The organism is Granulicatella balaenopterae (genome assembly GCF_900111135.1).
In the GTDB taxonomy this organism is placed as follows: domain Bacteria; phylum Bacillota; class Bacilli; order Lactobacillales; family Aerococcaceae; genus Granulicatella; species Granulicatella balaenopterae.
This window is the reverse complement of the sequence record NZ_FOGF01000019.1, coordinates 25,228-39,487: the sequence shown is the minus strand read 5'-3', so window position 1 is coordinate 39,487 and position 14,260 is coordinate 25,228. Positions and strand designations below refer to the sequence as shown.

At 32.3% G+C, this 14,260-nt stretch carries 13 protein-coding genes; all 13 read left to right on the top strand.

What is annotated here, in order from left to right; translation table 11 throughout:
- Window positions 1–210 (top strand): FAD-dependent oxidoreductase (locus BMX09_RS05560; protein ID WP_177159551.1); only part of this gene is annotated, 210 nt, incomplete at its 5' end.
- Between the two features lie 31 nt (window positions 211–241).
- Window positions 242–706: a ferritin-like domain-containing protein gene (locus tag BMX09_RS05555; RefSeq protein WP_089746713.1), complete on the top strand. Its 465-nt coding sequence runs from the start codon at window positions 242–244 to the stop codon at window positions 704–706.
- Between the two features lie 63 nt (window positions 707–769).
- Window positions 770–1,429, top strand: coding sequence for a type 1 glutamine amidotransferase (locus BMX09_RS05550; RefSeq protein ID WP_089746712.1), 660 nt, complete (start codon window positions 770–772; stop codon window positions 1,427–1,429).
- Window positions 1,430–1,709: 280 nt separating this feature from the next.
- Window positions 1,710–5,123, top strand: a complete 3,414-nt coding sequence (locus tag BMX09_RS05545) for a VaFE repeat-containing surface-anchored protein (RefSeq protein ID WP_089746711.1) — start codon at window positions 1,710–1,712, stop codon at window positions 5,121–5,123.
- A 373-nt stretch (window positions 5,124–5,496) separates the two neighbouring features.
- Window positions 5,497–5,892: a C40 family peptidase gene (locus BMX09_RS05540; protein ID WP_089746710.1), complete on the top strand. Its 396-nt coding sequence runs from the start codon at window positions 5,497–5,499 to the stop codon at window positions 5,890–5,892.
- A 663-nt stretch (window positions 5,893–6,555) separates the two neighbouring features.
- Window positions 6,556–7,230: a hypothetical protein gene (locus tag BMX09_RS05535; RefSeq protein WP_089746709.1), complete on the top strand. Its 675-nt coding sequence runs from the start codon at window positions 6,556–6,558 to the stop codon at window positions 7,228–7,230.
- Between the two features lie 50 nt (window positions 7,231–7,280).
- Window positions 7,281–8,000 (top strand): cytochrome c biogenesis CcdA family protein, encoded by a 720-nt coding sequence (locus BMX09_RS05530; RefSeq protein ID WP_089746708.1) that lies wholly within the window; start codon window positions 7,281–7,283, stop codon window positions 7,998–8,000.
- A gap of 12 nt (window positions 8,001–8,012) precedes the next feature.
- A complete protein-coding gene (locus BMX09_RS05525) occupies window positions 8,013–8,588 on the top strand; it encodes a TlpA disulfide reductase family protein (RefSeq protein WP_089746707.1) in 576 nt (191 codons plus the stop codon).
- Window positions 8,589–8,713: 125 nt separating this feature from the next.
- Entirely contained in the window at window positions 8,714–9,601 is an 888-nt protein-coding gene (locus BMX09_RS05520; RefSeq protein WP_089746706.1) for a ribokinase, read from the top strand.
- A 217-nt stretch (window positions 9,602–9,818) separates the two neighbouring features.
- Complete coding sequence (fsa, locus tag BMX09_RS05515; protein ID WP_089746705.1) at window positions 9,819–10,475, top strand: fructose-6-phosphate aldolase; 657 nt, start codon at window positions 9,819–9,821, stop codon at window positions 10,473–10,475.
- A 131-nt stretch (window positions 10,476–10,606) separates the two neighbouring features.
- Window positions 10,607–11,362, top strand: a complete 756-nt coding sequence (locus BMX09_RS05510; RefSeq protein WP_089746704.1) for a DeoR/GlpR family DNA-binding transcription regulator — start codon at window positions 10,607–10,609, stop codon at window positions 11,360–11,362.
- A gap of 3 nt (window positions 11,363–11,365) precedes the next feature.
- Window positions 11,366–12,286, top strand: a complete 921-nt coding sequence (gene pfkB, locus BMX09_RS05505; RefSeq protein ID WP_089746703.1) for a 1-phosphofructokinase — start codon at window positions 11,366–11,368, stop codon at window positions 12,284–12,286.
- 16 nt (window positions 12,287–12,302) lie between these two features.
- Complete coding sequence (locus tag BMX09_RS05500; protein WP_089746702.1) at window positions 12,303–14,219, top strand: PTS fructose transporter subunit IIABC; 1,917 nt, start codon at window positions 12,303–12,305, stop codon at window positions 14,217–14,219.
- The last annotated feature ends 41 nt before the right edge of the window (window positions 14,220–14,260 follow it).

Genomic DNA, 14,260 nt, shown 5'->3' with positions numbered 1-14,260 from the left:
TTAATGCCAAATACTGAATGGTTAAAAGATAGTGTAGACTTAAACAATCGTGGCGAAATTAAAATCGATGCAACTGGTCAAACCTCATTAGCAGGTGTTTTCGCTGCAGGAGATTGTACAAATCAAATCTATAAACAAATTATTATTTCAATGGGAAGCGGAGCAACAGCAGCTTTAGGAGCATTTGATTACTTAATGAGAAATTATTAATCAATAAAAAATAAAAAGGAGCAGGGTTGTTATGGAATTAGTAGGTAAATTGAATCGCCATTTAGCAAACTGGTTTGTTATGTATACAAAATTGCATAGTTATCATTGGTATGTAAATGGATCATCATTTTTCGTATTACATAAGAGATTTGCAAAATTAAATAGATATAGTCATGAAGTGATAGATGAAGTTGCTGAGCAGATTTTAGTAATGAAAAATACACCGATAGCAACAATCGCTGAAGCTTTAAAATTAGCTACTGTTGCCGAAGCATTAGATTCAGCTACACTTGCCGAAGAAACTAATGTAAAAAATAGCGAAGAAATGGTAAAGCAAATCATTATTGATTTTAGAATTTTAATTATTGAGTTAACAGAAATAATCGAATTAGCTGAAATTCAAAAATATCAAGGAATTGCAGATATGGCATTGGGAATTCAAAGTAAATTAGAAACAGAAATCTGGAAATTATCATCATGTTTGACTGGTGAATAATCGGGTAGTAACATAATTTTAGTAATTAGTAAGCTTACTAATTTTGTGAGGAAAGGAAAAATAGTGAAATTAAAAATTTGTCATTTATACGGCAACTTAATGAATACATATGGTGATAATGGGAATTTATTAATGTTAAAACATCACTGTAAGTTAAAGGGTATTGAAGTTGAAACAACTATTATTAGTATTGGGGATAAATTTAACTATCATGAATTTGATTTAATTATGTTTGGTGGAGGACAAGATTATGAACAAAAGATTGTAGCCTTAGATATGCAATCAAAAAAAGACCAACTAATTAAATTTATCAATTCTGGGGGAGTTGTATTAGGAATTTGTGGTGGTTTTCAATTATTAGGACATTATTATATTAATAATAAGGGTGAAAAAATTCAGGGGATATCAGCAATTGACTATTACACAATTAATCAAGAAAATAATCGTTATGTAGGTGATGTTGAAATTTATAATGAAGAATTTGATGAAACTTATTTAGGCTATGAAAACCATAGTGGACGTACTTTTCTGGGAGAAGGAGTAGCTCCATTGGGTAAGGTAGTTAAAGGTTTTGGTAATAATAGTGAAGATTATACAGAAGGTTGTCATTATAAAAATGTCTTTTGTTCGTATTTTCACGGTCCTTTACTTGTTAAAAATCAACATTTGGCTGATCGTATAATAGATTTAGCGATTGATTATCATTATAAAAAGATTTATTAGATTTTTTATTATTTTATAAATAGTTCCAAGAAATCTTATCATCTTTAGCTTTGCGTTAGTCTATAGAAGTAGTTCTAATTCTTTGTAAAATAAGGTTTATAATATCGAGATTGAAATCATACAGTTAATTTGTGTGATTTCTTTTTTTATATTTTTTTCCAAAAATAAGCTAAAAATGTACGAAAAATTTTATATAAGTGACATCATATTAACGAAGATTTAACAAGTAAAATGATATAGTCAATACATTATTATAAGGATTGGGCATAAGGAGGAAGTCATGAAAAAGAGTAAATGGATAAGTATGTTAGTAATGATCATAGCATCATTATCATTTGCAGGAAAGGTATGGGCTAATACGGAGCAAAGTATCTGGCAATTAGAAAAAACAACTAATTTGGTACAACATTATTTATATGATAAAAATGATAATCGTGCCTCTAAAGTTGTAGATGGTACATCATTATTTTGGTTAAAGAATAATGGGCATGAAATTGGAGGATATTGTATTGACCTTAATGTTCCAGCAAAAATAAATGCAGATTATAAAGCAGAAGATTTAGAAGATTTAAAGACGGAAACTGAAAAGCAATATAAAAATAATGAAGATAAAATTAGAACAATTATTACTTCATCGTATCCAAGTTTAACTTTGGAAACTTTAAAAAAGAATTCAAAAATTGATGGTTTAACTGAAAATGAAGCCGTTCGAGCTACTCAATTATTAATCTGGAAGATTTTACATAAAGGAACTTATCAAAAAGAAGAGACTATTAGAACGTATGAAGCAAAATTATTTGATGATAAAAAATTTACAGGTTCTGAAGATATTGATGTTACTTATCATCATGTTATTTCAATTAATGATAATGGTTATCAAAGAAGATTTCCAATGTCAGCTGCAGATATTACAATAGAACAGATAGGAAAACCACAGCATACAGGTTGGTTTTGGCGTAAGTATTATTTAAATAATCAACAAAAAAATAAAGTTAACACATTACATAAAGAATCAGCAGAAAGAGTTTATAAACTATATCAATATTTAGATAATCAAAAAGTTGAAAAAAATCCGCGAGAGGAAATAGGAGTAACAATTAATGATGTGAAGCTAACTAGTGATAATAAGATTACTGCCAACTTTACAACTAAAGGAACAGACTTATCAATTAAAGCTAAATTATTAGCTGATGGAAAAGTAGTGGAAGAAAAGAATAATCTTCAAAAAGATGCAAAACAAGTTGAATTTAAATTAAAAGAAAATGCAAAAGATGCACAAAAATTATCTATTGAAGTAGAGATAAGCCAAAAATTAACGAAAATTAATTCATTAATAAGTGCAAAATCCGATGTCATTACTCAAACAATAATCGGAGTAGAACCTATTGTTACCTATAATACAGCTAAAGATAAAAAAGAAATTCAAATACCAGCCAAACCAACTTACAAAGCTGGCGAATTAAAAACAACTGTTAATGTAGGTGGCGTATCAGGTTCACAAGATAAAGCTGCAATAATTGAAATTGGTGAAGACACAATTACAAAAGATGTGATTGATACAGTGGGATATTCAAACCTAAAATCTGGTGAACAATATACATTGACTGGAACATTAATGAAAATAATTGATGGATCAGAACCAGTTGCAGTTAAAACTTCAGAAGCTGTAATATTTACAGCAGAAGAAAATGGTGGAACTGTGGAAGTACGCTTTAAAAATGTAGCATTAGAAGCAAATACATCATATGTCGTTTATGAAAAAGCGGAAAGTGTTAAAGAATATACATACCAAGAAGAGGGTAAAGAAGTTACTAAGAAACACCAAGCAATTCATGAAAATCCAAAAGATAAAGCACAAACTATTGTGGTAAATCAAACAGATATTGAAACAGGACACTCAGAAATTATCGAAACAGATGAGAATACAGCACCAGGCGAAAGTGGTTCATACGATGACAGAACAGTGATTGAAACAGAAGAAGATACTTGGAAACCAACTTACAAAAAGGGTACATTAGCAACAACAGTTAATGTTGGCGATGCAATAGGTTCAAAAGACAAAGCAGCAACAATCGAAATCAGTGAAGATACAGTTACAACAAATGTAACAGATACAATTGATTACAAAGATTTATTTGCAGGTGTTGAATATCAAGTAACAGGTAAATTAATGGATATTACAAACATTAATAACCCAGTAGAAGTAGCAACAGCCACAACAACATTCACACCACAAGTAGCAACAGGTACAACTTCAATCACATTTAAAGGCGTAACATTAACAGCTAATCATAAATATGTGGTGTATGAATATGCAGAATCAACAACAAATAGGGAATTTGTTGATGGCAACAAACCGCATAAAGCAGAACACGCTGATCCAAAAGACAAAGCACAAACAATTGTGGTTAACCAAACAAATATTGAAACAGGTCATTCAGAAATTATCGACATCGATGAGAATACAGCACCGGGAGAAAGTGGTTCATACGACGATAAAACAGTGATTGAAACGGAAGAAGGGAACTCAGAAATTATCGACATCGATGAGAATACAGCACCGGGAGAAAGTGGCTCATACGACGATAAAACAGTGATTGAAACGGAAGAAGGGAACTCAGAAATTATCGACATAGATGAGAATACAGCACCGGGAGAAAGTGGTTCATACGATGATAAAACAGTGATTGAAACGGAAGAAGGGAACTCAGAAATTATCGACATAGATGAGAATACAGCACCGGGAGAAAGCGGCTCATACGACGATAAAACAGTAATTGAAACAGAAGAAGATACTTGGAAACCAACTTATCAAACAGGTAATTTATTAACAACTGTCAAACTAGATAACGTGACAGGAACTTCTGACCAAGCAGCAACAATAGCAATTGGTGAAGATACAGTTACAAAAGATATAATTGATATTGTTAAATATATTAATTTAAAATCTGGAGAACAATATATAATTACTGGTAGATTAATGAAAGTTATTGAAGGAAAAGAACTACAAGAAGTAGCTATCTCAGAACCTATAACTTTTACTGCTAAAGAAGATGAAGGAACAATAGAAGTACCATTTAAAAATGTGAAACTAGAAGCAAATGCAAAATATGTTGTCTTTGAAAAAGCTAGCAGTATTAACCAATTTGAGTATGCAGAAGGAACAAAACACCACGAAGCAATGCATGCCGATCTAAATGATAAAGCACAAACAATCGTGGTTAAACAAATTAAACCAAAAGAAAATAAACATGTTATTTCTATCTCAAAAGTAGATATTCATGGGAAAGAATTAGAAGGAGCTCAAATAGAACTTTATAATGAAAAAGGTGAAAAAATAGACAGTTGGGAAAGTACAAAAGATGTACATCAAGTTACTTTGGCTTCAGGAACATATATTTTTAAAGAAAAATATGCACCAAAAGGATTTGAAGTGGTTACAGATATTACTTTTAAAGTAGATGAAAATGGAAAAGTAATAGTAGAAAATAATCAAGCAACAGTAAATAAAGAAGGTGTTCTTGTTGTTGTTGATAATTATAGTAAATCAGAAACACCAATTTCACTTACTAAAGTAGAAAAATTAGTTACATCTAATTTACCTAAAACAGGAAGTAAATCAATGTTAGTTACTAGTATGTTAGCATGTATAAGTTGTTTATTTGGGATAATTATTATCAAGAATAAAAAATAATAAATAATAAATAATAAATAATAAAACCGTATAAGTAGTAATGATAATACTATTTATACGGTTTTTTATAAAAAAACACTTAGCAGTAATTTAATAGTTAATTTGTTATATTTGTCATAAAAAATGGTAAAGGAAGTAATGTTATGAAAAAATTTTAAAATGGCACAATATTATAGTAGTTTCAATTGTTATTGATGAATTTATTAGGGGTAGCATATGTCTGTTTAGGGATGGGAATTTTTCTGCTAATGGGAAGCTTTCTAATGGTACAAATGGCCAAGCAACTCCAAATAAATTAATTAATTTACCTGGATATTATATTAGTCCACTTCTTGCTGATAAGAATAATACACGTGATGAACGAATTGCAGCAATGATTCAAACTGCAAAGTCATACTTGGGGACAACTTACCGCGCATGTTGGGCAGGTGCACCAGGAACATATTGTGATTGTTCAGGATTAGTGATGCAAAGTCTATATGCTGCGGGATATGATCCACATCCAATTAGTCCAAAAAGACATGCCTTGCCAGCTTATGAATATGAATCAAGAAACTTTTGGAGTGATAGTAGAATTCCAACTATCCCAGCACGAGAAAGACAACCTGGGGATTTAGTATTTTATCATAATGGATATGGAACAGTCATTCATATCGCAATTTATATAGGTGATAATAAAGTTATCGAAGAATGGCCACCATATTGTATGATCAAACCAGTTGACTGGAGTATTCGACCATATGTCCTAGGCTATAAGCGAGTGTTCTAAGCATTATTAGCAATGCAGTAAAACAAAAAATCGGCGCTAACATCAATTAGCAACATGAAATACACCTTCTATTGGATAAATGATTATCTGCTGGAAGGTGTATTTTTGTATGCTGAAGCAACTCCCACAAAAAAATACCACTTCATGAGTAGCTGGTATATCTTATTGAAGCTAAAAGATAAAATGTTATAAAAAAGAACTATTATAAACTAAATAACGTCTAAAATATGAATATTAAACTACAAAAACTAATTAAAAGCTTAACTACAAAGAATGTTTTAGACAGAATTATGTCTATATTATTACTTAATAAAGGATAGTATTTTAAAAAAAATGACACTAAAATCCTTAAAAGTGGCAGAGATTTGTTTTTTAAGCAAAAAGTCAAGTAAATGTTTTATTGTTAGTAAAAATATTGGTATAATAACTCTAGTACTATTTGGTAAATATTAAAAATCAATATACAGAAAAGTATAAAATCTTTTTAAATGAAGAATGAACAAAATTTCAAGAACCATTTAAGTATATTAGACTTAATTTGTTAATAATGATTATCTTTTTTATAAAAAAATAGTACACAAAATTTTGAAGAAATACTTTTTTTAGCTATAATGTAACTATCAAAGAATATCGAACATAGCAAAAAAGTTAAGAGGTGGAAATATGAAGAAAAATTTAAATTGGTGGGACATTGGTATACTAACCATTATAATGTTAGGCCCAACATTGTGTCTATCAATTATAATGTTTTTACATAGTGGGAATGAGATTGTACCTTCTGGCGATATTGTTGCATCAGATACTATTTATTCGATTTTAATTCAATTATTCCAATTGATTGCAGCTTTATTTTATTTAAGGATTACTAAATTTGACTTTAGTCGATGGAATTATAAAGTTACAATTAAGACGCTTTTGCTTGCGTTGGCGATATTTTTTGGTTTAGGGATAGTTAGTGATGGTATTCATATGTTAACTAATGGTATTACTGAAACTATTGAAAATACTCCGCAAGTCACTCTTGCAAGTTTTATGACACAAGTAAGTCCAATGTATGTAGCCTATACGATTCTAAATGGATTTTATACAGAATTTTTCTATTTAGGGATTTGCTCAGCTGTTTCGGATGATTGTCACATGTGTAGTTATCTTTATGGTATTGTGATTCGTATTTTAGTACATCTTCATACAGCCAGCTTTATGATTGCATTTACAAGTGTTATCATTGGAACAGTCTATTATATTATTTATAAGAAAAATGGTGAGAATTTATTCCCATTAGCAACCTCACATACATTAGCGAATATTTTCGGGTTTAGTTTATTACGCTTTTTATAGTTAAAAGTGCAATGTATCATAACTATCTTAAAAATAAATAAAGGATGTGAATGAATAGGGTGAATCATTTAGAACTAGGAGCATTATTTTTAGAAGGAGTCTTATCATTTTTTTCTCCATGCGTCTTACCGGTCTTACCGATTTACGTTGGAATTCTAGCTGGTAATAGTACAAAGGATCAAAATGGTGAGTTAATATATAATCGGAAAACGGTTTTTAGTAATACGATTGCTTTTGTCATCGGAATTAGCTTAACCTTTTTCGTGTTAGCATTTGCAAGTAGCGCTTTAAGTAGATTATTTATGCAACATATGACATTTTTACAAGTGTTTAGTGGGGTGTTAATTATCATAATGGGTCTCTTACAATTGGATATTATTCAATCAAACCTTTTAGCTAGAGAGTTTTCTGCTACAAATAAGATTTATTCTACAGAAAAGCAAATGACACCATTTTTAGCATTATTAATGGGTTTTACATTTAGTTTTTCATGGTCACCATGTATTGGGCCGATCTTAGCAAGTGTCTTCTTTTATGCAAGTACACATCATGGGATTTATAGTTTAATCCTTATTATTATTTATTGTATTGGCTTTATTTTGCCATTTATCTTAATTGCCTTCTTTTCACAAAAAGTTATGGCAGTATTTAATCGTCAAGTAAAGTTTTTACGCTATACAAAGATTGCATCCGGCGTGTTATTAATACTGATTGGAATATCAATCTTGTCTGGCTCTTTTTCGTCAATTATTAAATTAATCACGATTTAAAGGAGAGTAAATATGAAGAAATTTTTATATAGTTTAGGTATTGGTGCGGTATTATTAGCTGGTTGCCAAGCGCAAGAACAAGTAGGGCAAAAGAATACGGAAGGTACTGTGTCTGAATCAGTTGCATCTACTGCAAAGTCATTAGCAAAAGCTCCGAATGTTATTTTAAAGAATGAATCAGGTGAGCGTGTCTTGCTGGAAGATTATGCTGGTAAGAAAATCTATATTAATGTCTGGTCAACAAAATGCGGTCCATGTAGACATGAAATCCCTATAATTGAAAAAGTCTTTCAAGATTATCAAGATAAGGAAGATTATGCTTTCTTGTCCGTAACTCAGCCAAGTGATGAAGAATTTGAAAATCAAGGTGCCGGTGATACAGATAAGGAAGGTATTTTATCATTTGCAAAAGAGATGGGCATTACTTACCCAATTTTATATGATTATCAAAATAATTTTGCGACAACTTATTTGATTCGTGCTATCCCAACTCATATCTTTATTAATAGTAATGGGGAGTTGGTTGAGCAATATATTGGCGGTATTACAGAAGATATTTTACGAGAACAATTAGATAAATTATCATAAAAGAGAGGCGTACTTCGAAAGAGGTGCGTTTTTTTGCTGTAGAGCTACGTAGAATCTGCTATACTAACAAAGGACAATACATTATTTAGGAATCAACTATACTTGGTTTAGCAAGGAGGAAAATTATGAAAATATTAAACATCGGCTCGATGAACTTGGATTATGTGTATCAAATGGATCATATTGTTATGCCAGGCGAGACAGAAGAATCAAGTGGTATGGATATGTTTCTTGGTGGGAAAGGTTTTAACCAAACAGTTGCTTTAGCAAAAGCTGGAGCAGAAGTGTATCATGCAGGCTTAATTGGTGAAGATGGTAAAGTCTTTCTTGGAGCATGCAAGCAATATGGCATCCAAACAAAATATATCAAAATGGTTGCTGAAAGTACGGGACATGCGATTATTCAAATCGATAAACAAGCCGAGAATTGTATCTTACTGTATGGTGGAGCCAATCAACAATTTACGAAAGAATACATTGATTATGTGTTGGCTGATTTTGCGGCGGGAGATTTATTATTAATCCAAAACGAAATCAATCTATTACCTTATATTGTCGAAGTAGCTAGCGAAAAAGGGATGACCATTGCTTTGAATCCATCGCCATTCAATGACAAATTAAAAAGCGTCGATCTAACAAAGATTAATATTTTTATCTTGAATGAAGTAGAAGGATACCAAATTACTGGGGAAACCAAAGCAAAAGATATTTTAAATGCCATGCACCAACAATTCCCCACAGCCAAAATGATGCTAACGCTAGGTAAAAAAGGTGCCATCTATAGCGACCAAGAACAAACACTCGAACAAGCAAGCTTCACGGTAAAAGCTGTCGATACAACGGCAGCAGGGGATACATTTACAGGATACTTCTTAGCAGGACTCTTAGAACAACTACCTATTGAAGAAATTTTAAAAAGAAGTGCCAAAGCCTCATCTATCGCCGTAACAAGACATGGTGCCATTCCATCCATACCAGAAAAAAATGAAGTAATTGAAAATTTACCGAAATAATTATGAAAATGGGACTAGTTACTAAGTTGGTCCTATTTTTTTTGTTAGCTATCAAAGTAATTCCTTTTAGTAATAGATGACCAATTCTGAATAAAACTAAAGACATATTGAAAAATCTTAAAACAAGTGCTACTATTTTAATAAGAGCGGTTTCACATTATGATAATGGAAATGGCTCTTATACAAAAAACAGGATAATAGAGAGGTGGAAGTATTAATGAAATTATTTTTAGATACTGCAAATATTGAGGAAATTAAACGAATTCATCAATTAGGTCTGATAGATGGAATCACTACTAATCCGACCATTATTTCTCGTACAGGACGTGATTTTGAAACAGTTATTAAAGAAATCTGCTCAATTGTTGACGGTCCAGTAAGTGCTGAAGTAATTAGCTTAGAAGCAGAAGGTATGGTAGAAGAAGCTGAAAAATTAGCTCAATGGGCACCAAATATTGTTGTAAAAATCCCTATGACAGAAGAAGGCTTAAAAGCAACTCATATCTTAAAACAAAAAGGCATTAAAACAAATGTCACATTAATTTTCAGCGTGGCACAAGGTTTATTAGCAGCTAAAGCAGGTGCTACATATATTAGCCCATTCGTGGGACGTTTGGATGATACTGGAATTGACGGCATTCAATTAATTGCTGAATTACGCCAAGTGTTAGATACTTATGGACTTGAATCAGAAATCATTGCAGCAAGTATTCGCAATATTACTCACTTCCAAGAAGCAGCATTAGCAGGCGCACATATTGCAACAATTCCTGGAACAGTATTCCCTAAATTATGGTCACATCCATTAACTGATAATGGCATCAAAGCATTCTTATCAGATTGGGAAGCACTACAAAATAAATTAAATGCATAAAAGATAATAGGCTAATCGGTCATTAATTTGACTGGTTAGCTTGTTTTTTTGAAAAAACTGACAGAATATGACTGAATATGCTTGAAATGACTGAATTTTTATGATAAATTATCAATAAGAGGTGGTTGGAAATGCTTACAGAAGAAAGACAACAAATAATTTTAGATTTGTTAAATAAACAGAATGTTGTTCATTTGCACCAATTATGCGAATTATTAAATGCTTCTGAGTCAACAATACGACGGGATTTGTCGCAATTAGATAAAGAAGGCAAACTTACTCGTATACATGGAGGAGCTAAAAGGAAATATACAGTTGAACGTGAATTTGCTTACCATGAAAAAACGGTCAAAAACATTCATTCGAAAGAAGAAGTCGGTAAAATTGCTGCCTCATTAGTTGAAGAAGGTGATACGATCTTTATTGATGCAGGAACAACAACTCTAAAAATGATTCCTTATTTAAAAGAGAAAAAGATTCGCGTTGTAACAAATGGGATTCATCATTCTCTAGCATTATCTGAAGAAGGAATTAATACCTATTTATTAGGTGGACAATTAAAAGAAGGGACGAAAGCAATTATTGGACCTTCAGCACAAATGCAATTAGAGCAATATCGTTTTCGTAAAGCATTTTTAGGAATGAATGGTGTTGATCCAGAGTTTGGCTATACAACACCTGATGAAGATGAAGCGATGATTAAGCGTTTAGCAATTGCTAGAAGTAGTCAATCATTCGTTTGTGTGGATAATACAAAATTCGGCAAAGTTAGTTTTTGTAAAGTGGCTGATATTGAAGATTGTGATCTTGTTACAATAGAGTTAACAGATGGGCAATTAGCAGCAACTTCTGAAAAGACAATGATTTACCAAAAGGAGACAAAATAATTTATGATTTATACGATTACATTTAATGCAGCTGTTGACTTAGTAATTCAAGCAACAGATTGCAAATTGGGTGAGTTAAATCGCTCAACTTCAGAAAATTATGTTGCTGGTGGGAAAGGCATTAATATTTCTGTTATTTTACAACGTTTAGGCTACGATAATATTGCGACTGGATTTCTTGGTGGGTTTACAGGGGAGTATATTAAGAGTGAATTAGCCAAAGATAATATCCAAACTAATTTTATTGAAGTAATGGGTACAACACGTATTAACGTTAAGTTGAAAAGTCAAGAGGAAACAGAGATCAATGCAGCAGGACCAACAATTTCTGAAGAAGAATTTTGTCAATTGTTTCAGTATTTAAGTAGTCGTATTCAAAAGGATGATGTAGTCTTCCTAGCGGGGAATGCAGCTCCAGGATTAAGTGCCAAGCATTATGTAGCGATAGCTCAAATGTGTCAAGAACAACAAGCTAAATTGGTCTTAGATACCAATAAAAGTTTATTGAAAGAGTGCTTAGTACATGGACCATTCATCATCAAACCAAACCACCACGAATTGGGAGAATTATTCGATGTGGTTATTTCGGATGAAGAAGAAATTATTCACTATGCGCAAAAACTACAAGATATGGGAGCTAAAAATATTTTAGTATCACGTGGTGGAGCTGGTGCATTATTATTAACGGAAAAAGGTGAGGTATACCGCTCAAATGTTCCAAAAGGGCAAGTAGTAAACTCTGTGGGTGCTGGGGATTCAATGCTAGCTGGCTTTATGGCTTCTTATATTACAACTAATGATTATAGTGTAAGTTTACAAAGAGGTGCTGCAACGGGTAGTGCGACAGCATTTTCGGTTGGAATTGCAACAAAAGAATATATTGAAGAATTATTACCGCAAATTATTGTAGAAAAAGTCAAATAATAAGGAGAAAAAGCAAATGAAATTATCAGAATTGTTTAATACTAAAGCAATGAATTTAGCAATGCAATCATCAGAAAAAAATGAAGCATTAGTTGAATTAGCTAGCTTATTAGTAGATGGAGAAGAAAAAGAATTGTATGTTGAAGCTTTAAAAGAGCGTGAAGCACAATCAACAACCGGTGTCGGTGAAGAGATTGCAATTCCGCATGCCCAACATGAAGTTATTAAAAAAGCTGCAATTGTATTTGGACGTAAAGCAGAAGGTTTAGAATGGGAATCATTTGATGAACAACCTGCTAAATTATTCTTTATGATTGCTGCTCCAGTAGGTACTGGTGAGCATTTACAAGCTTTAGCTCAATTATCTTCAGTTTTAATGCAGCCAAGTGTTAAAGGAGCATTATTAAAAGCGCAAACACCTGAAGAAGTCGTTGCAATTTTTGCGGAATTTGATGAAGAACCTGAAGAAGCAGAAGTTGAAGAAGTTATCTCTTCAAAAGACGAACCTTATATTTTAGCCGTAACAGCTTGCCCAACAGGAATTGCTCATACATTTATGGCCGAAGAAAAGTTAAAACAAGCTGCTAAAAACCTAGGCGTAAAAATTAAAATCGAAACAAATGGTCAAGCAGGAATTAATAATAAATTAACAGCAAAAGATATTAAAGAAGCAACAGCTATTATTGTTGCAGCTGATAAACAAGTTGAAATGGCTCGTTTCCATGAGAAACCTGTTATCATTACAAAAGTTGCAGACGGTATTAATAAAGCAGAAGAATTAGTGACTAAAGCCATTCATGCTGATGCACCAATCTATCATGCAAATCATGAAGTAGCAATGGAAGAATTAAGCGAAAATGAATCATTCGGTCGCCAATTCTATAAACACTTAATGAATGGGGTATCACATATGTTACCATTCGTTGTGGCTGGAGGTATTTTAATTGCTTTATCATTCTTCTGGGGAATTAATGCATTTAATCCTGAAGATCCAAGTTACAACCCAATGGCACAATTCTTTATGACGGCTGGTAAATTATCATTTGCGATGATGTTACCAATGTTAGCTGGTTTTATTGGACAATCAATTGCTGACCGTCCTGGTTTAGTGATTGGTTTTATGGGTGGTATTTTTGCTAACCCAGGTGTTATTAGTGACTTTAGTGGTACAGGTATTTTCCAAGATGCGCTGCCTTCAGGATTCTTAGGTGCATTAATTGCTGGTTTCTTAGCTGGTGGAATTGTTTGGTGCTTGAAAAAAGCATTTGCATGGTTACCTAAATCATTAGAAGGTTTAAAACCAATCTTCATTTACCCAGTATTAGGTGTATTATCAATGGCATTCTTAATGTTATTCGTAATTAATGGACCAATGGGTGCTGTGATGAACGGTATTATGAACTTCTTAAATTCTATCCCAACTGAATGGTCAATTGTTTTAGGATTTGTCGTTGGTGCAATGATGTCAATCGATATGGGTGGCCCAATTAATAAAGCTGCTTATGTTACAGGTACAGCATTAGTAGCTTCATCAAATGGTGCAGGTTCAGATGTGATGGCAGCCGTTATGGTTGGTGGTATGGTGCCTCCTTTAGCAATCGCAATGTCTGCAACAATTAACAAACATTTATGGTCAGAAGAAGAACGTAGCGGTGCATTAGTCAACTACGTAATGGGTGCAGCTTTCATTACTGAAGGAGCAATTCCTTTTGCTGCCTCAAATCCATTAAAAGTTATTCCATCATTAGCATTAGGTGCAGGTACTGCAGGTGCATTAAGTATGTTATTCAACTGTGTAAGTAAAGTTCCACATGGCGGATTGTTTGCAGTCTTAGTTGGTGGTGTTACAAATCCGTTGATGTATATTCTTTCATGGATTATTGGTGGTATTGTTGGTGCATTATTATTAAATATTACATTGCGCAAAAAATAAATCTAAAAATCAACAAACTAGGTAGCGAAAGTTATCTAGTT